The following is an 18,189-nucleotide window of genomic DNA, read 5'->3' as shown; positions in this document are numbered from 1 at the left end:
TCCAACAGTCAGCTTGCTCATAATGCAGATTTTGGGTGGTGTTTTGAAGACGCATGGGAATTGGGTTTGGGGAGACATTACCTCGGATGAGCGAGCAGTTAACGGATCAGGTCCTTGTTGAACGGGTCCAGAAAGGAGATCAGAAAGCGTTTAATTTGCTGGTAGTGCGCTATCAGCATAAGGTCGCGAGCCTGGTTTCCCGCTATGTACCGCCGGGCGATATCGCTGACGTTGTTCAGGAATCGTTCGTTAAGGCATGGCGTGCGCTGGACTCTTTCCGGGGAGATAGCGCTTTTTACACCTGGTTATACCGTATCGCCGTCAACACGGCGAAGAATTATCTGGTTGCTCAGGGGCGCCGTCCGCCGTCCAGCGATGTTGACGCCAACGAGGCGGAAAACTTCGAAAGCGGCGGGGCGTTGAAAGAAATTTCGAACCCTGAGAACTTAATGTTGTCAGAAGAACTGAGACAAATAGTTTTTCGTACCATTGAATCGCTCCCGGAAGATTTACGCATGGCAATTACGTTACGGGAGCTGGATGGCCTGAGCTATGAAGAGATAGCCGCTATCATGGATTGTCCGGTTGGGACGGTGCGTTCGCGTATCTTCCGGGCGCGAGAAGCTATTGATAATAAAGTTCAACCGCTTATCAGGCGTTGACGATAGCGGAATACTGGAAAAGGGTATCAGGCATGCAGAAAGAAAAACTTTCGGCTTTAATGGATGGTGAAACGCTGGATAACGAACTGCTCAACGAGCTGAGTCGTTCTTCTGAGATGCAAAAAACCTGGGAGAGTTATCACCTTATCCGCGATACGCTGCGTGGCGATACCGCTGAGGTGCTGCAATTTGATATCTCCGCCCGGGTGATGGCCGCCATTGAAAATGAGCCCGTTCGTCAGACGGCTCCGCTTATTCCTGAATCTCAGCCCGCACCGCATCAGTGGCGGCAGATGCCGTTCTGGAACAAGGTACGTCCGTGGGCCAGCTCCCTGACTCAAATGGGCGTTGCCGCCTGTGTATCGCTTGCGGTTATCGTCGGCGTCCAGCACTATAATGGTCAGTCTGATTCCGCTCAGCAGCCAGAAGCGCCGGTGTTCAATACGCTGCCCATGATGGGTAAAGCAAGCCCGGTAAGTCTTGGCGTGCCGGCTGACGCGTCAGCGGGAAGCGGCCAGCAGGCGCAGGTCCAGGAACAGCGCCGCCGAATTAACGCCATGCTGCAGGACTACGAACTGCAGCGCCGCCTGCACGCTGAGCAGCTTCAGTTTGGCCAGGCCCAGACTCAGCAGGCCGCAGTCCAGGTACCGGGCTATCAAACTTTAGGAACGCAATCGCAGTAATGAAGCAACTTTGGTGTGCCATGTCGCTCATGGCAGGCAGCCTGTTGTTCTCTGTCAACGCCTCGGCTGATACATCGTCCGGGGCGTTGTTGCAGCAGATGAACCTGGCCAGCCAGTCTCTCAATTATGAGCTGTCTTTTGTTAGCATCAGCAAACAAGGCGTTGAGTCGCTGCGCTATCGTCACGCGCGACTGAACAACCAACCGCTGGCGCAGTTGCTGCAGCTGGACGGTCCGCGCCGGGAAGTGGTCCTGCGCGGCACGGAAATCAGCTATTTTGAACCCGGTCTCGATCCGTTCACCCTGAACGGGGACTATATCGTCGATTCGCTGCCATCGCTGGTATATAGCGATTTCAAACGCCTCTCCGCGGCGTATGATTTTATCTCCGTGGGCCGTACCCGTATCGCTGACCGCCTCTGCGACGTGATCCGCGTCGTGGCTCGCGACGGCACGCGCTACAGCTTTATCGCCTGGCTGGATGCTGAAACCAAGCTGCCGCTGCGCGTCGATTTGCTCGACCGCGACGGGGAAACGCTGGAGCAGTTCCGGGTCGTCTCCTTCAACGTTGGCGATAACGTCAGCGCCAGCATGGAGACGCTGGCAAAAGCGAATTTGCCGCCGCAGCTGTCGGTGCCTGAAGGAGGCGACAAAGCTAACTTCAACTGGGCGCCGACGTGGCTCCCGCAGGGCGTGACTGAGGTTTCCAGCAGCCAGCGCCGTCTTCCCACCTTTGACGGTCCGGTAGAATCACGTCTCTATTCCGACGGCTTGTTTAGCTTCTCGATCAATATCAACCGCGCCACGGCGGCCAGCAGCGACCAGCTGTTGCGCACCGGCCGACGCACCGTCAGCACGACGGTGCGCGATAACGCGGAGATAACCGTAGTGGGCGAGCTGCCGCCGCAGACGGCGAAGCGTATCTCTGACAGTATTAAATTCAAGGCAGTACAATGATTAAAGAGTGGGCTACCGTGGTTTCCTGGCATAACGGCGTGGCGCAGGTGCACTGCGACGTTAAAGCCTCCTGCAGCAGCTGCGCCTCCCGTGCCGGCTGTGGTAGCCGGGTGCTAAACAAGCTGGGGCCGCAGACCAGCCATACCATTAGCGTGCCCTGCGAGCAGCCGTTGGCCGCGGGGCAAAAAGTGGAGCTGGGGATCGCTGAAAGCAGCCTGCTGGGCTCAGCGATGCTGGTGTATATGGCGCCGCTGGCGGGGCTGTTTGTAATGGCGTCTATTTTTCAGGTGCTGTTTGCCAGCGATATTGCGTCACTTTGCGGCGCGCTGCTGGGCGGCGTCGGCGGCTTCCTGGTGGCGCGCGGTCTGTCGCCGCGACTGGCGGCACGTCAGTCCTGGCAGCCGGTGATTTTGAACGTCGCACTGCCGCCGGATCTGCTGCGTGTTGATACGCCTTCCTCCGACATGGGCCAGTGATTTCACTGGCCCTTATCTTTATTTACCTTTCCTGTTACAACGCCACAATTTCTGCGGGTATGCTGGATCTAACAGCATTTCCTGGTTTCGCGGATGTAGTGTAGAATGCGGCGTTTTCGGATTAAAAAACGTCAGGCACAGTACAGCGGCCTCATGATACTCGTAAGGCATAATTAACTCTAAATATGAAGAATATACGTAACTTTTCGATCATCGCTCACATCGACCACGGTAAGTCGACGCTGTCTGACCGTATCATCCAGATTTGCGGTGGCCTTTCTGATCGTGAAATGGAAGCCCAGGTTCTGGACTCCATGGATCTTGAGCGCGAACGCGGGATCACCATCAAGGCGCAGAGCGTCACCCTGGACTATAAGGCCAGCGACGGTGAGACCTACCAGCTGAACTTTATCGACACCCCGGGCCACGTGGACTTCTCTTATGAAGTTTCCCGTTCTCTTGCCGCGTGCGAAGGCGCGCTGCTGGTGGTAGACGCCGGGCAGGGGGTAGAAGCCCAGACCCTGGCCAACTGCTACACCGCCATGGAGATGGATCTCGAAGTGGTTCCGGTACTCAACAAGATCGACCTGCCTGCGGCCGACCCTGAGCGCGTAGCGGACGAGATTGAAGATATCGTCGGGATCGACGCCCACGACGCGGTGCGCTGCTCAGCGAAAACCGGCGTCGGCGTGACCGACGTGCTGGAGCGTCTGGTGCGCGATATCCCACCGCCGGAAGGCGATCCGGACGCGCCGCTGCAGGCGCTGATTATCGACTCCTGGTTCGATAACTACCTCGGCGTGGTGTCGCTGGTGCGGATTAAAAACGGCACCATGCGCAAGGGCGACAAGATCAAGGTCATGAGCACCGGCCAGGTCTATAACGCTGATCGTCTGGGCATCTTCACCCCGAAACAGGTTGACCGTACCGAGCTGAAATGCGGCGAGGTAGGCTGGCTGGTCTGCGCGATCAAAGACATCCTCGGCGCGCCGGTGGGCGATACCCTGACCGCCGCCCGCAACCCGGCAGACAAAGCGCTGCCTGGCTTTAAGAAGGTGAAACCGCAGGTGTATGCCGGCCTGTTCCCGGTGAGCTCCGATGATTATGAAGCTTTCCGCGACGCGCTGGGCAAACTGAGCCTTAACGATGCCTCTCTGTTCTACGAGCCGGAAAGCTCTACCGCGCTGGGCTTCGGCTTCCGCTGCGGCTTCCTCGGCCTGCTGCACATGGAGATCATTCAGGAGCGTCTGGAGCGTGAATACGATCTCGACCTGATCACCACCGCGCCAACGGTAGTCTACGAAGTAGAGACCACCTCCAAAGAAGTTATCTACGTCGACAGCCCGTCCAAGCTGCCGCCGCTGAATAATATTCAGGAGCTGCGCGAGCCGATCGCCGAGTGTCACATGCTGCTGCCGCAGGAGTTCCTCGGCAACGTGATTACCTTGTGTGTCGAGAAGCGTGGGGTGCAGACCAACATGGTTTACCACGGTAAACAGGTGGCGCTGACCTATGAAATTCCGATGGCGGAAGTGGTTCTCGACTTCTTCGACCGCCTGAAGTCCACCTCCCGCGGCTATGCGTCGCTGGACTACAACTTCAAACGCTTCCAGGCGTCGAACATGGTACGCGTCGATGTGCTGATCAACGGTGAGCGCGTCGATGCGCTGGCGCTGATCACCCACAACGATAACGCGCCGTATCGCGGCCGCGAGCTGGTGGAAAAGATGAAAGATCTGATTCCGCGTCAGCAGTTCGATATCGCGATTCAGGCGGCCATCGGTAACCACATTATCGCGCGCTCTACGGTGAAACAGCTGCGTAAAAACGTCCTGGCGAAATGCTACGGCGGCGACGTCAGCCGTAAGAAAAAGCTGCTGCAGAAGCAGAAAGAAGGTAAGAAGCGTATGAAGCAGGTCGGTAACGTTGAGCTGCCGCAGGAAGCGTTCCTCGCCATTCTGCACGTTGGTAAAGACGGCAAATAACCCTAAGGAGTTGGCATGGCGAACATGTTTGCCCTGATCCTGGTGATTGCAACCCTGGTGACGGGCGTTTTATGGTGCCTGGACAAGTTCATTTTTGCACCGAAACGTCGTGAACGTCAGGCCGCTGCTCAGGCAGCGACCGGCGAGCAACTGGACAAGAAGACGCTGAAGAAAGTCGGCCCGAAACCGGGCTGGCTGGAAACCGGCGCATCGGTTTTCCCGGTGCTGGCGATCGTTCTGGTGGTACGTTCATTTATTTATGAGCCTTTCCAGATCCCTTCAGGTTCGATGATGCCAACGCTGCTCATCGGCGATTTTATTCTGGTGGAGAAATTTGCCTACGGCATTAAAGATCCTATCTATCAGAAAACGCTGATCGAGACCGGCCATCCGAAGCGCGGCGACATCGTGGTGTTTAAATATCCGGAAGACCCGCGTCTGGACTACATTAAGCGCGCGGTGGGGTTACCGGGTGATAAGGTCACCTACGATCCGGTTGCCAAACAGGTCACTATTCAGCCGGGCTGCAGTTCCGGACAGGCCTGCGGCAACGCGCTGCCGGTGACCTATTCCAACGTGGAGCCGAGCGATTTTGTTCAGACCTTCTCCCGCAGCAACGGCGGCGAAGCGAGCAGCGGTTTCTGGCAGTTGCCGAAGGGCGAAACCAAAGCCGACGGCATTCGTCTTACCGAGCGTCAGGAGACATTGGGCGACGTGACGCACCGAATTCTAATGGTGCCGATTGCCCAGGATCAGGTTGGGATGTACTACCATCAGTCCGGTCTGCCGCTGGCCACCTGGATTGTGCCGCCCGGTCAGTACTTCATGATGGGCGACAACCGGGATAACAGCGCCGACAGCCGGTACTGGGGCTTTGTGCCGGAAGCCAACCTGGTCGGAAAAGCAACCGCTATCTGGATGAGTTTTGAAAAGCAGGAAGGTGAATGGCCGACCGGCGTGCGGTTATCGCGCATTGGTGGAATTCATTAATTTCCTCTGCTGAATTCACGTCGCTGCTGTTATCGCAGCGGCGTGAATTATTTAGTATTTAAATCCATTCAAACTAACGACATCCCGTGTCGTTGCGTATAGAATATCCCCCCGAAGTTTTTGGTTGTCGCTCTGCCGGGTGACACTGCACACGAAAGCGTATTGGTCTGTTTCAAATTACTGTTTGAAGCGAATGCTCAGGTCGGTTTCGTGTGCTGCATCTTTGACGCATTCATTTATTGGTAACGCATGAACCCCATCGTAATTAATCGGCTTCAACGAAAGCTGGGCTACACTTTTCATCATCAGGAGCTGTTGCAACAGGCATTAACTCACCGCAGTGCCAGCAGCAAACATAATGAGCGCCTGGAATTTTTAGGTGACTCCATTTTAAGTTTCGTGATCGCGAATGCGCTGTATCATCGCTTTCCTCGTGTCGATGAAGGCGATATGAGCCGTATGCGCGCGACGCTGGTGCGCGGCAACACGCTGGCGGAGATCGCCCGCGAGTTTGAGCTGGGCGAGTGTCTGCGCCTCGGGCCGGGAGAGCTGAAAAGCGGCGGTTTCCGTCGCGAATCGATTCTCGCGGATACCGTTGAAGCGTTAATTGGCGGGGTTTTCCTCGACAGCGATATTCAGAACGTTGAACGCTTAATCCTCTCCTGGTACCAGACCCGTCTGGACGAAATCAGTCCGGGCGATAAGCAAAAGGATCCGAAGACGCGTCTGCAGGAATATCTGCAGGGACGTCATCTGCCGCTGCCGTCTTACCTGGTGGTCCAGGTTCGCGGCGAAGCGCACGATCAGGAATTTACTATCCACTGCCAGGTCAGTGGCCTGAGTGAACCGGTGGTTGGCACAGGTTCCAGCCGTCGTAAGGCGGAGCAGGCTGCCGCCGAACAGGCGCTGAAAAAGCTGGAGCTGGAATGAGCGAAGAAAAAAGTTATTGCGGATTTGTCGCCATCGTGGGTCGTCCAAACGTTGGCAAATCCACGCTGTTGAACAAGCTGCTTGGGCAGAAGATCTCGATCACCTCCCGTAAAGCGCAGACCACCCGTCACCGCATCGTCGGTATCCATACCGAAGGGCCGTATCAGGCGATTTACGTTGATACTCCGGGCCTGCATATGGAAGAGAAGCGTGCCATTAACCGCTTAATGAACAAAGCGGCCAGCAGTTCGATTGGCGACGTGGAACTGGTCATCTTCGTGGTGGAAGGCACCCGCTGGACGCAGGACGACGAGATGGTGCTCAACAAGCTGCGCGACGCGAAAGCGCCGGTGATCCTCGCGGTCAACAAGGTGGATAACGTGCAGGAAAAAGCGGATCTGTTACCGCACCTGCAGTTCCTCGCCAGCCAGATGAATTTCCTCGATATCGTACCGATCTCAGCGGAAACCGGCACCAACGTTGATACCATCGCGGCGATCGTGCGTAAGCATCTGCCGGAAGCGATCCATCACTTCCCGGAAGATTATATTACCGATCGCTCACAACGCTTTATGGCCTCCGAAATCATCCGTGAAAAACTGATGCGTTTCCTCGGCGCTGAGCTGCCGTACTCCGTCACCGTGGAAATCGAACGTTTCGTCAGCAACGAGCGCGGCGGTTACGATATCAACGGCCTGATCCTCGTCGAGCGCGAAGGGCAGAAAAAGATGGTGATTGGCAACAAAGGCGCCAAAATTAAAACCATCGGTATCGAAGCGCGTAAGGACATGCAGGAGATGTTTGAAGCGCCGGTGCACCTCGAGCTGTGGGTGAAAGTGAAATCCGGCTGGGCCGATGACGAGCGCGCCCTGCGCAGTCTCGGTTACGTTGACGACCTCTGAGTTAACGCAACGTGGATGGATGGCAGCGCGCCTTTGTCCTGCATAGCCGTCCGTGGAGCGAAACCAGCCTGATGCTGGACGTCTTCACGGAAGAATCCGGTCGCGTGCGCCTCGTTGCCAAGGGCGCACGCTCCAAACGCTCTAATCTCAAAGGCGCTTTACAGCCCTTTACCCCCTTGTTGGTTCGCTTCGGCGGGCGCGGCGAAGTCAAAACCCTGCGCAGCGCGGAAGCCGTTTCGCTGGCGCTGCCGCTCAGCGGCATCACCCTCTACAGCGGTCTCTACGTTAACGAGCTTATCTCCCGCGTGCTGGAGCACGAAACACGCTTCTCCGAACTCTTTTTCGACTACCTGCACTGCATTCAGGCGCTCGCCGGGGCCAGCGGCTCGCCGGAGCCCGCGCTGCGGCGTTTTGAGCTGGCGCTGCTCGGGCACCTGGGGTATGGCGTGGATTTTCTCCACTGCGCCGGGAGCGGCGAGCCGGTAGACGACACCATGACCTACCGCTATCGTGAAGAAAAAGGCTTTATTGCCAGCCTGGTGATTGATAACAACACGTTTACCGGGCACCATTTGAAAGCATTGGCGAGTCGCGAGTTTCCTGATGTTGATACGCTGCGCGCCGCGAAGCGCTTTACCCGTATCGCCCTGAAGCCCTATCTCGGCGGCAAACCGCTCAAGAGCCGGGAGTTGTTTCGCCAGTTTATGCCCGCGCGAAAGGCGCGAGCCGATAATACGAATAATGATTAACGAGGATTGTCATGGCTGAATTATTGTTAGGGGTCAATATTGACCATATCGCGACCTTGCGTAACGCCCGCGGCACCGCTTACCCGGATCCGGTTCAGGCGGCTTTCATTGCCGAACAGGCCGGCGCTGACGGCATCACCGTGCATCTGCGCGAAGACCGTCGCCATATTACCGATCGCGATGTGCGTATCCTGCGCGAGACGCTGCACACCCGGATGAATCTTGAAATGGCGGTCACCGAAGAGATGCTGACGATCGCCTGCGAAACCAAACCACACTTCTGCTGCCTGGTGCCGGAGAAACGTCAGGAAGTCACTACCGAAGGCGGACTGGACGTGGCCGGGCAGCGCGACAAGATGCGCGATGCCTGTCAACGCCTGGCGGATGCCGGCATCCTGGTCTCCCTGTTTATCGATGCGGATGAAGCGCAGATCAAAGCGGCGGCGGACGTTGGCGCGCCCTATATCGAAATCCACACCGGCTGCTATGCCGATGCCAAAACCGACGCCGAGCAGGCCAGGGAGCTGGAACGTATTGCCAAAGCGGCCACCTACGCCGCCAGCCTCGGGCTGAAGGTGAATGCCGGCCACGGTCTGACCTACCACAACGTGAAAGCGATTGCTGCGCTGCCGGAAATGCATGAGCTGAATATCGGTCACGCGATTATTGGCCGTGCGGTGATGAGCGGCCTGAAAGAGGCGGTGGCGGAAATGAAGCGTCTGATGCTGGAAGCGCGCGGCTAATGGCCATTCTCGGGTTGGGTACCGACATCGTCGAGATCGCCCGCATCGAAGCGGTGATCGCCCGCAGCGGCGATCGCCTTGCCCGCCGGGTGCTGAGCGACCATGAATGGAGCATCTGGGAGCAGCACCAGCAGCCGGTGCGTTTCCTGGCGAAACGCTTTGCGGTCAAGGAAGCGGCGGCGAAAGCGCTGGGAACCGGGATCCGTAACGGGCTGGCGTTTAACCAGTTCGAGGTTTACAACGACGAGCTGGGCAAGCCGAAGCTGCGGCTATGGGGTGAAGCAAACCTTTTAGCTGAACGCATGGGAGTAAGCGCTATTCACGTTACTCTCGCTGATGAACGCCACTACGCCTGCGCCACGGTGATTGTCGAAAGCTAGCCAGGAGGGCGGTTAAATTTTATCCGCGTGGTGCATCAGCACGAATTTATCCCACAGCTGTTCTTCACTCTCGAGGTGTGCCGGATCTTTCAGGATCGTATTCGGGATCGGGCACACTTTCTGGCAGGTTGGCGTGTCGTAATGACCCACGCACTCGGTGCAGCGGTCGCTGTTAATCTCATAAATGCTGTCACCCATCGAAATGGCCTCATTCGGGCACTCCGGCTCGCACATATCGCAGTTGATGCATTTTTTGGTAATTAACAGCGCCATCAGGAAAGTCTCAGAAACAACACAAACAGGGCGGGCATTATACGCCCATTTTCTGCTCAGACCAGCTTTTTCACCAGCGCTTCGCTATGGCGAATGCGCTCCGGCGCCCGCTCCAGATCCTGCTGCACCAGCCCCATAAACAGCAGATCGGTGAGCATCATTTGCGCGCTGGTGGAGGAGATGGCGGCGCTGCGCGTCGCCTGCTCTTCGGCGATAGTATACAGGCAGTGGGTCGCCTGCTGTTGCAGGGCGTTCGGGCTAAACCCGGTGATCGCCAGGATCTTACAGCCGACGCGCAGCGCTTCACCGGCCGCCATATTGATCTCCCGGCGCTCGCCGGAGTAAGAGATCGCCAGCAGAAGATCGTCGCTGGACATGGCCTGCACCGTCGCCAGCAGGGCATGCATATCCTGCTCAGAAACAGCGTTGATGCCGATCTTCATCAGCTTCCAGCTAAAGTTACGCGCCACCAGGCCGGAGGCGCCAATCCCGGTGACGATCACTCGCCGGGCGTTGCGCAGCAGCGTGACGGCTTCCCGTAGCGTCTCTTCAGTGTTGACGTCCAGCGAGGCATGCATGGCGGCGACATTGTCTTTAATGAGTTTCTCGCCGACCAGACGCAGCGGATCGTCACCGCGAATGTGGTTATGCACCGGGACGGAGTGCGGATCCGGGCTACTCGCCAGCGCTTCACTAAGGGCCAGCTTCAGCGCCGGAAAGCCTTTGAATCCCAGCTTCTGGGAAAATTTAACCACGCTGGACTGACTCACACCGGCTTCCGCCGCCAGCTGCTGCGAGCTGAGGTGCCGGGTCTCATCGGGCTGGCTCAGAATATAATCGGCCAACTTTTTGTCGCTCGCCGCCAGGGTGGGATAGCGCTGACGAATACGCGTTAAACAGTTCATTGGAGCTCCGCTGGAGCCGTCCGGCTCGTGACTGACAGAATTTTTATTCGATTATAAGGGGTATACCATGAATTAAAAATTCTTAAGCCACAATTTTTCCTTCGCCTGCTACTTTAATTCTTTCTTAACGGCAGGGGATGTTTTCCCTCGACATGGCGTCAGGCTGTTAAGCTTACCCTAACGAGAAGCGAGTTCTGAGATAAAGGAGGCAGTTTGCAGCACACTGAACGGAGAGTGGTGTTTTTCGATCTGGACGGAACCTTACACCAACAGGATATGTTCGGCAGTTTTCTGCGCTATCTGCTGCGCCATTTGCCGCTGAACCTGTTGCTGGTGGTGCCGATGGGGCCGGTGATCCTTGCCGGGCTGGCAGTGAGCGGACGGGCGGCGCGCTGGCCGATGAGCCTCCTGCTGTGGGCGACAACCTTTGGCCGCCGCGAGGCGGTGCTGAAGCGGCTGGAAGCGGAGTTTGTCGGCTGGTTTCGCCATCATGTGACGGCGTTTCCGGTAGTTCATGCGCGGCTTACCGCCTACCTGACCAGCACCGATGCCGACGTCTGGTTGATCACCGGCTCGCCGCAGTCGCTGGTGGAGCAGGTCTATCGCGATACCCTCTGGTTGCCGCGGGTGAATCTGATAGCCAGCCGCACCGCGCGCCGCTGGGGCGGCTGGGTATTGACCCTGCGCTGCCTGGGGCATGAAAAGGTGGTACAGCTGGAGAAAAAGATTGGCGCCCCGCTGCGGCTGTATAGCGGCTATAGCGATAGTGAGCAGGATAATCCATTGCTCGGCTTTTGCCAGCATCGCTGGCGGGTAACCCCTCAGGGAGAGCTTCAGCAGCTGGAGTAATAGTGTGTAATTGATAGCGCCCATGTATAATGCGCCCCGCTTTTTCTGCTGGAGTGGCCGCTGTGTCTGACCTCGAACTCAATGATGAATACTGGATGCGTCATGCCCTGACGCTGGCGAAACGCGCCTGGGAAGAGGGCGAGGTGCCGGTGGGCGCGGTGCTGGTGCATAACAATCAGGTCATTGGCGAGGGCTGGAACCGGCCGATAGGCCGTCACGACCCCACCGCCCATGCGGAGATTATGGCCTTACGCCAGGGCGGACTGGTGCTGCAAAACTACCGCCTGATCGACGCCACGCTGTACGTGACCCTCGAGCCCTGCGTCATGTGCGCGGGCGCGATGGTGCACAGCCGTATCGCCCGCCTGGTGTTTGGCGCCAGGGATGCCAAGACCGGCGCCGCCGGCTCGCTGATGGATGTTCTGCACCACCCGGGAATGAACCATCGGGTTGAGATTAGCGAAGGCGTGCTGGCAGAGTCCTGCTCTGCCATGCTGAGCGACTTCTTCCGCTGGCGGCGGGAAGAGAAAAAAGCGCTGAAGAAAGCCCGGGCGCAGACTGGGGAAAGTTAATACAGGTGGCCGGGGAGTTTCATCCGGGCATTATCCATCTGCTTATCGGCGCGAAACTTGAAAAAGGGCAGGGTGGTCTCCTGCGGCTCTTCGAGCTCATTGGGGAGCACGGCCGGGTAATCCTCCGCCAGGGCCAGCGTTTGCTGCTGCTGGCGCTCCTTCTCTGACAAATAGCCGACAAGGCTTATCTGATATTTGCGGATGTTTTCCACATAGGCGTAGGCCTCATGGCCGCGGGCATAGCCGTATTTTAGTTTGCTGTAATAGGGTTTCTGGCTCAGCAACGGTAAACGCAGCTTAACGTCCGCCCAGCTGTTAGGATTGCCTTTCTGTTTGCGGGTGAGCGCCATGGCGTCCAGCATATGGGCATAACCCATATTATAAGCGGCCAGCGCAAACCAGATGCGTTCATCTTTCGGGATCGAATCCGGCACTTTATCCATCATATCCTGCAGGTAGCGCATGCCGCCGTCGATACTCTGCGCCGCATCGGTGCGGTCGGTTAGACCCAGGCTTTGCGCCGTATTGCGTGTGAGCATCATCATACCGCGCACGCCGGTAGGGGAGGTGGCCTGCGGATCCCAGTGGGATTCCTGCCAGGCGATGGCGGCCAGCAGGCGCCAGTCAATCTCGCGGGCGTATTTTTCAAACAGCGGCTGCACCTCCGGAAGAATATTTTCCACCGCGCGCAGGAAGGTGCGGGTATCGACATAATCGAAATCGTTGCCGTGGCCGAGGTATTTCTCCTCCAGGCGCGCCAGCGTCCCGTCTTCATTAATGTTATTGAAGAAATCAAGCATTGCCGCCGACAGCGAATTATCGTCGTCCCGGGCACTAAACCAGGTGACCGGCTGTTCGTCAGTGATATCGAGGGCCACCGCCAGCTCCGGATGGACGCGCTGAAACAGGCTGACGGCCACCGAGTCGGCGATGGTGTAATCAAGTTTACCGTCAATCACCGCCTGCATCAGCGCCGTGGTACCGCGTTTTTCGTCCACGCGCCAGGCAAGATCCGGGTATTTCTCGGCTTTTAAGGTCTGCAGGTCGTTGATCGCCACGTGGCCCGGAGCGATAGTGAGCTGCTCGGCGGTCAGCGCCGCGAGGGTGCGCGGCCGGGTATTGCCGACGCGGTAGACCAGCTGTTGTGAAACAGAATAGTAGGTGGGGCCGGCCTGATAGTTTTTCACTCGCTCCTGGTTATAGACCAGTCCGGCGGCCAGCATATCGGCCTGACCGTCGTCGAGGTCGTCAAACAGCTGGCTGATGTTTTGCCGGACGGTTATCTTAAGCGTGACGCCAAGGTAGTCGGCAAACTGCTTCGCCAGTTCATAATCCAGACCGAACGCTTTATTGTTCATGGTGGCGAAGGTCATTGGCGAGTTGATGGTGCTGATGCGCAGCTCGCCGCGAGCGATAATGCCCGCCACCCGGTTCTCGGGTTTACCAGACCAGGGGATCGACGGCCACAGGGCCGCCGCCAGCAAAAGGGTGACAATGCCGATCAGCAGATAATTAATCTTTAATTTTTTCAGAGAGTTAATCTTCTGCAGCTTCAGGTTCCTCAGCAGGCGATGTCCGGAAAAAACGCAAGGTTGTCGTCGAATGTGCGGCATTCTGCTTAATAATGCGCCAGTTGGCAACTTATTCGCGATGGTCGTCACATTTATTGATAAACAGCATCAATGATTTTATTTCTACGCAAACGGTTTCGTCGGGGCGCAGGATTCACTATAATGACGCCCGTTTCCCCCCCTGGCTCACCCTGAAAGCTTCGAAGACGAGAGACTTATGATGGAAATTTTGCGTGGTTCACCTGCACTGTCGGCATTCCGTATTAATAAACTGCTGGCACGATTTCAGGCGGCCAACCTTCCGGTAAGCGCCATATATGCCGAATATATTCATTTTGCCGATCTGAATGCCCCGCTGAGCGCTGACGATCGCGAGCGCCTGGCGCGACTGCTTCAGTATGGCCCGAGCTTGAGCAGCCATACCCCGACCGGTAAATTACTGCTCGTGACCCCTCGCCCTGGCACCATCTCTCCCTGGTCTTCTAAAGCTACCGATATCGCTCACAACTGCGGTCTGGCGCAGGTTGTGCGTCTTGAGCGCGGCGTGGCGTATTACGTTGAAGCCTCAACCCTGACCGAAGCGCAGTGGGCCGCGGTGGCGGCGGAGCTGCACGACCGCATGATGGAGAGCGTCTTCGACGAGCTGGAAGCGGGCGAGAAGCTGTTCGCTCACCATCAGCCGACGCCGGTCACCAGCGTCGACCTGCTGGGCGAAGGGCGTCAGGCGCTGATTGACGCCAACCTCCGTCTGGGTCTGGCGCTGGCCGACGACGAAATTGACTACCTGCAGGACGCGTTTACCCGCCTGGGACGCAACCCGAACGATATCGAGCTGTATATGTTCGCCCAGGCGAACTCAGAGCACTGTCGCCACAAGATTTTCAACGCCGACTGGATCATCGACGGCGAACAGCAGCCGAAGTCGCTGTTCAAAATGATCAAAAACACCTTTGAAAAAACGCCGGACTACGTGCTGTCGGCCTATAAAGATAATGCCGCGGTGATGGAAGGGTCTGAAGTCGGGCGCTATTTCGCCGACCATCAGACCGGGCGCTACGACTTCCATCAGGAGCCGGCGCACATTCTGATGAAGGTGGAAACCCATAACCACCCGACGGCCATCTCTCCATGGCCGGGCGCGGCAACCGGCTCCGGCGGCGAAATCCGCGATGAAGGCGCCACCGGCCGCGGCGCGAAGCCGAAAGCGGGCCTGGTGGGCTTCTCGGTTTCCAACCTGCGTATCCCGGGCTTCGAACAGCCGTGGGAAGAAGATTTCGGTAAACCGGATCGCATTGTCACCGCCCTGGACATCATGACCGAAGGCCCGCTGGGCGGCGCGGCGTTTAACAACGAATTTGGTCGTCCGGCGCTGAACGGCTACTTCCGCACCTATGAAGAGAAAGTCACCAGCCACAATGGCGAAGAGCTGCGTGGCTACCACAAACCGATCATGCTGGCCGGCGGTATCGGCAACATCCGCGGTGAGCACGTGCAGAAGGGCGAGATTACCGTCGGCGCGAAGCTGATCGTGCTGGGCGGCCCGGCGATGAACATCGGCCTCGGCGGCGGCGCGGCGTCTTCTATGGCCTCCGGCCAGTCCGATGCCGATCTCGATTTCGCCTCCGTACAGCGTGACAACCCGGAAATGGAGCGCCGCTGTCAGGAAGTGATCGACCGCTGCTGGCAGTTGGGCGACGCCAACCCGATCCTCTTTATCCACGACGTTGGCGCCGGCGGTCTCTCCAACGCCATGCCGGAGCTGGTGAGCGACGGCGGCCGCGGCGGTAAATTCCAGCTGCGCGATATTCTCAGCGATGAGCCAGGGATGAGTCCGCTGGAGATCTGGTGTAACGAATCGCAGGAGCGTTATGTTCTGGCGGTCGCCCCGGAGCAGCTGCCGCTGTTCGACGAACTGTGCCGCCGCGAGCGCGCGCCTTATGCCGTTATCGGCGAAGCCACCGCTGAGCAGCATCTGAGCCTGAGCGACAGCCACTTTAACGATCAGCCGATCGACCTGCCGCTGGACGTCCTGCTCGGCAAAACGCCGAAAATGACCCGCGACGTGCAGACTCTGAAAGCTCAGGGTAGCGCGCTGGATCGCCAACCGATTACCCTTGCCGATGCGGTTAACCGCGTTCTGCATCTGCCGACGGTGGCCGAGAAAACCTTCCTCGTCACCATCGGCGACCGCACCGTGACCGGTATGGTCGCCCGCGACCAGATGGTTGGCCCGTGGCAGATCCCGGTGGCCAACTGCGCGGTGACCACCGCCAGCCTCGACAGCTACTATGGCGAAGCGATGGCGATGGGCGAGCGCGCCCCGGTCGCCCTGCTGGACTTCGCGGCCTCTGGCCGTCTGGCGGTCGGTGAAGCGCTGACCAACATCGCCGCCACGCAGATTGGCGAGCTGAACCGCGTGAAGCTGTCGGCTAACTGGATGGCCGCCGCCGGCCACCCGGGTGAAGACGCTGGCCTGTATGAGGCGGTGAAAGCGGTGGGCGAAGAGCTGTGCCCGGCGCTGGGCCTGACCATTCCGGTCGGTAAAGACTCGATGTCGATGAAAACCCGCTGGCAGGAAGGCAGCGAGCAGCGCGAGATGACCTCCCCGCTGTCGCTGGTCATCTCTGCCTTCGCCCGTGTCGAAGATGTCCGTCATACCGTCACGCCGCAGCTTTCGACGGAAGATAACGCCCTGCTGCTGATCGACCTCGGTAAAGGGCACAACGCGCTGGGCGCGACGGCGCTGGCGCAGGTCTATCGCCAGCTCGGCGACAAGCCGGCTGACGTGCGCGATGTCGCGCAACTGAAAGGCTTCTGGAATGCGATGCAGGCCCTGGTGGCGCAGCGTAAACTGCTGGCCTACCACGACCGCTCCGACGGCGGTCTGCTGGTCACGCTGGCGGAAATGGCCTTTACCGGCCACTGCGGCGTGGAAGCGGATATCGCCGCGCTGGGCGACGACCATCTGGCCGCGCTGTTCAACGAAGAGCTGGGGGCGGTGATTCAGGTCCGCGCCGCAGACCGTGAGGCGGTGGAAGCCATTCTGGCGGTTAACGGCCTGGCGGACTGCGTGCATTACCTCGGTAAAGCGGTTGAGGGCGATCGCTTCGTGCTGACCGCCGGCGGTCAGACGGTGTTCAGCGAAAGCCGCACCACGCTGCGCATGTGGTGGGCGGAAACCACCTGGCAGATGCAGCGTCTGCGCGACAACCCGGCCTGCGCCGATCAGGAGCATGAGGCGAAAGCCAATGATGCCGACCCGGGCCTCAATGTGAAGCTCTCGTTTGATATTAACGACGACGTCGCCGCCCCGTACATTGCCACCGGCGCGCGGCCGAAAGTGGCCGTCCTGCGCGAGCAGGGGGTGAACTCCCACGTTGAAATGGCGGCCGCCTTCCATCGTGCCGGCTTTGACGCCATCGACGTGCATATGAGCGACCTGCTGGCCGGCCGGACCGGTCTGGGCGATTTCCATGCCCTGGTAGCCTGCGGCGGCTTCTCCTACGGCGACGTGTTGGGCGCGGGCGAGGGCTGGGCGAAGTCGATTCTGTTCAACGAGCGCGTGCGCGATGAGTTCGCGACCTTCTTCCATCGTCCGCAGACGCTGGCGCTCGGCGTGTGCAACGGCTGTCAGATGATGTCCAACCTGCGCGAGCTGATCCCGGGCAGCGACCTGTGGCCGCGCTTTGTGCGCAACCAGTCTGACCGCTTTGAAGCGCGCTTTAGCCTGGTGGAAGTGACGCAAAGCCCATCCCTGCTGCTGGAAGGCATGGTTGGCTCACGGATGCCGATTGCGGTCTCCCACGGCGAAGGTCAGGTGGAAGTGCGCGACAGCGCGCATCTGGCTCAGCTTGAGAGCAAAGGTCTGGTGGCGCTGCGCTTCGTGGATAACTTCGGCAAAGTGACCGAAACCTATCCGGCGAACCCGAACGGTTCCCCGAACGGTATCACCGCGGTGACCAGCGAAAGCGGGCGCGCGACCATCATGATGCCGCACCCGGAACGCGTCTTCCGCACCGTAAGCAACTCCTGGCACCCGGAGAACTGGGGCGAGGATAGCCCGTGGATGCGTATCTTCCGTAACGCGCGTAAACAGCTGGGTTAATCTTCCCGCCGCGCTTCACGCGAACGTATCAGCCCCCTGCCTGACAGGGGGCTTTTTTTTATCTGTGATGGTCGGCACGCCAGGGTGTCGGGAATTGCCGACAACTGCGATATTGCAGTGTCGTCAATAGGCGACACTTAAGTTATTGATTTAAATGATGAGTAATCGGTAGCCTATTTGGTGTCGCTAAATAGCGACAACGCGGGTGAAAAATAAACAGAGGTAGTTCGACTGTTCTTGCGGTTAATGTCATATATATCAGTATGTTAATAAAATGTTTTGAGAGCTGGCATAGTTCATGCATAATATTAACCAGTGGCTCATTCACCTTCTTATGTCAGCCCCTTCGGGACGCGCTACATAAACTTCGAATGACGCACAAACAGGTGCCTGCCGTCCAACTCCTGATAACAGCCTGGCTTTATCAGACATCGGGCGAAACGTCGAGTAAGGCACCG

At 58.2% G+C, this 18,189-nt stretch carries 18 protein-coding genes; 14 read left to right on the top strand and 4 right to left on the bottom strand.

From position 1 onward, the window contains the following. The first annotated feature begins 86 nt into the window (after window positions 1–86). The 6 genes from KPHS_39700 to KPHS_39650 all read left to right on the top strand — a co-directional run bounded on the left by KPHS_39700 (window position 87) and on the right by KPHS_39650 (window position 5,752). Complete coding sequence (locus KPHS_39700) at window positions 87–662, top strand: RNA polymerase sigma factor RpoE (RefSeq protein ID YP_005228270.1); 576 nt, start codon at window positions 87–89, stop codon at window positions 660–662. Window positions 663–694: 32 nt separating this feature from the next. Further along, entirely contained in the window at window positions 695–1,345 is a 651-nt protein-coding gene (locus KPHS_39690; RefSeq protein ID YP_005228269.1) for an anti-RNA polymerase sigma factor SigE, read from the top strand. Between the two features lie 29 nt (window positions 1,346–1,374). Further along, window positions 1,375–2,301: a periplasmic negative regulator of sigmaE gene (locus KPHS_39680; protein ID YP_005228268.1), complete on the top strand. Its 927-nt coding sequence runs from the start codon at window positions 1,375–1,377 to the stop codon at window positions 2,299–2,301. Next, a complete protein-coding gene (locus KPHS_39670) occupies window positions 2,298–2,777 on the top strand; it encodes a SoxR reducing system protein RseC (protein YP_005228267.1) in 480 nt (159 codons plus the stop codon). The genes KPHS_39680 and KPHS_39670 overlap by 4 nt, the downstream gene beginning before the upstream one ends. A gap of 185 nt (window positions 2,778–2,962) precedes the next feature. Then, a complete protein-coding gene (locus KPHS_39660) occupies window positions 2,963–4,762 on the top strand; it encodes a GTP-binding protein LepA (RefSeq protein YP_005228266.1) in 1,800 nt (599 codons plus the stop codon). 15 nt (window positions 4,763–4,777) lie between these two features. Then, window positions 4,778–5,752, top strand: coding sequence for a signal peptidase I (locus KPHS_39650; RefSeq protein ID YP_005228265.1), 975 nt, complete (start codon window positions 4,778–4,780; stop codon window positions 5,750–5,752). Between the two features lie 177 nt (window positions 5,753–5,929). Here the strand turns inward: KPHS_39650 and KPHS_39640 are convergent, their stop codons facing one another. Continuing rightward, window positions 5,930–6,058, bottom strand: a complete 129-nt coding sequence (locus tag KPHS_39640; protein ID YP_005228264.1) for a hypothetical protein — start codon at window positions 6,056–6,058, stop codon at window positions 5,930–5,932. A 9-nt stretch (window positions 6,059–6,067) separates the two neighbouring features. On the opposite strand from KPHS_39640, the gene KPHS_39630 reads away from it, so the two are divergent. From KPHS_39630 to KPHS_39590, 5 genes are read left to right on the top strand one after another with little or no spacing between them, the layout of a single operon-like run. After that, window positions 6,068–6,682, top strand: a complete 615-nt coding sequence (locus tag KPHS_39630) for a ribonuclease III (protein YP_005228263.1) — start codon at window positions 6,068–6,070, stop codon at window positions 6,680–6,682. Continuing rightward, on the top strand, window positions 6,679–7,584 hold the full coding sequence (locus KPHS_39620; protein YP_005228262.1) for a GTP-binding protein Era: 906 nt from the start codon (window positions 6,679–6,681) through the stop codon (window positions 7,582–7,584). Before KPHS_39630 ends, KPHS_39620 begins: the two co-directional genes overlap by 4 nt. A gap of 11 nt (window positions 7,585–7,595) precedes the next feature. Beyond that, window positions 7,596–8,333, top strand: coding sequence for a DNA repair protein RecO (locus KPHS_39610; protein YP_005228261.1), 738 nt, complete (start codon window positions 7,596–7,598; stop codon window positions 8,331–8,333). Window positions 8,334–8,344: 11 nt separating this feature from the next. Next, window positions 8,345–9,076, top strand: coding sequence for a pyridoxal phosphate biosynthetic protein (locus tag KPHS_39600; protein YP_005228260.1), 732 nt, complete (start codon window positions 8,345–8,347; stop codon window positions 9,074–9,076). Then, window positions 9,076–9,456: a 4'-phosphopantetheinyl transferase gene (locus tag KPHS_39590; protein YP_005228259.1), complete on the top strand. Its 381-nt coding sequence runs from the start codon at window positions 9,076–9,078 to the stop codon at window positions 9,454–9,456. Before KPHS_39600 ends, KPHS_39590 begins: the two co-directional genes overlap by 1 nt. A 12-nt stretch (window positions 9,457–9,468) precedes the next feature. On the opposite strand, the gene KPHS_39580 is transcribed toward KPHS_39590, so the two are convergent. Both KPHS_39580 and KPHS_39570 read right to left on the bottom strand, forming a co-directional pair. Further along, window positions 9,469–9,729, bottom strand: a complete 261-nt coding sequence (locus KPHS_39580) for a 4Fe-4S binding protein (protein YP_005228258.1) — start codon at window positions 9,727–9,729, stop codon at window positions 9,469–9,471. A gap of 56 nt (window positions 9,730–9,785) precedes the next feature. Continuing rightward, window positions 9,786–10,634 (bottom strand): putative DNA-binding transcriptional regulator, encoded by an 849-nt coding sequence (locus KPHS_39570; RefSeq protein YP_005228257.1) that lies wholly within the window; start codon window positions 10,632–10,634, stop codon window positions 9,786–9,788. Between the two features lie 237 nt (window positions 10,635–10,871). Between KPHS_39570 and KPHS_39560 the strand changes: the two genes are divergently transcribed. Next, a complete protein-coding gene (locus KPHS_39560) occupies window positions 10,872–11,483 on the top strand; it encodes an acid phosphatase AphA (protein ID YP_005228256.1) in 612 nt (203 codons plus the stop codon). Between the two features lie 62 nt (window positions 11,484–11,545). Beyond that, the gene (locus KPHS_39550; RefSeq protein YP_005228255.1) at window positions 11,546–12,055 is read left to right on the top strand and encodes a tRNA-specific adenosine deaminase; all 510 of its coding nucleotides are present in this window, start codon (window positions 11,546–11,548) and stop codon (window positions 12,053–12,055) included. On the opposite strand, the gene KPHS_39540 is transcribed toward KPHS_39550, so the two are convergent. Beyond that, window positions 12,052–13,668: a putative transglycosylase gene (locus KPHS_39540; protein ID YP_005228254.1), complete on the bottom strand. Its 1,617-nt coding sequence runs from the start codon at window positions 13,666–13,668 to the stop codon at window positions 12,052–12,054. The genes KPHS_39550 and KPHS_39540 overlap by 4 nt on opposite strands. Window positions 13,669–13,843: 175 nt before the next feature. Between KPHS_39540 and KPHS_39530 the strand changes: the two genes are divergently transcribed. Then, complete coding sequence (locus KPHS_39530) at window positions 13,844–17,731, top strand: phosphoribosylformylglycinamidine synthase (RefSeq protein ID YP_005228253.1); 3,888 nt, start codon at window positions 13,844–13,846, stop codon at window positions 17,729–17,731. Window positions 17,732–18,189 lie beyond the last annotated feature (458 nt).

Source organism: Klebsiella pneumoniae subsp. pneumoniae HS11286, assembly GCF_000240185.1.
Taxonomy (GTDB): domain Bacteria; phylum Pseudomonadota; class Gammaproteobacteria; order Enterobacterales; family Enterobacteriaceae; genus Klebsiella; species Klebsiella pneumoniae.
The sequence above is the reverse complement of the archived record's forward strand: the minus strand, read 5'-3'. Positions and strand labels throughout refer to the sequence as shown.